Genomic DNA, 383 nt, shown 5'->3' with positions numbered 1-383 from the left:
GGAGCGAGCTTGCTCGCGAAGAGGCCGGCACTTATTACATCAAGTCCGAAGCTCTACCCGGTCCAGGCACTTGTTCGCCAACAACATCCCCAACTCAATCATCTGGGCCACTCCCAATGCTACATGCCGTCGCGAGCCGTCCTGATCGAAGGCAAGGTCATTGAGCATCGCATTGGCCGAAGCCAGGGTTTCGCTGAGGTTGGCCAGCAACACTTCGGTGTCGATACCGTCAGCCACAGTGAACAACTGTACCGAAGGCTTGGTTTCTGATTTGCTGTCGTCAGGCTTGAGGTAATGATCCAGCGCCCGATCAGCGGCTTCTTGCAGCTTTTCGGGTGCGTAGTCGCCGTAAGGGAAAGTGGATGCGGGCTTTGGTGCGTTTT

General features: G+C 56.1%; 1 protein-coding gene. It reads right to left on the bottom strand.

Features of this window, described 5'->3' with window-relative positions; translation table 11 throughout:
* Positions 1-39: 39 nt before the first annotated feature.
* A partial coding sequence (locus OC610_RS28980; protein WP_264433271.1) for a DUF6124 family protein occupies positions 40-383 on the bottom strand: 344 nt, incomplete at its 5' end.

Source organism: Pseudomonas agronomica (assembly GCF_025917275.1).
GTDB classification, from domain to species: Bacteria; Pseudomonadota; Gammaproteobacteria; order Pseudomonadales; family Pseudomonadaceae; genus Aquipseudomonas; species Aquipseudomonas agronomica.
Note: the sequence above shows the minus strand (reverse complement) of the source record. Positions and strands in the feature narration are given on the sequence as shown.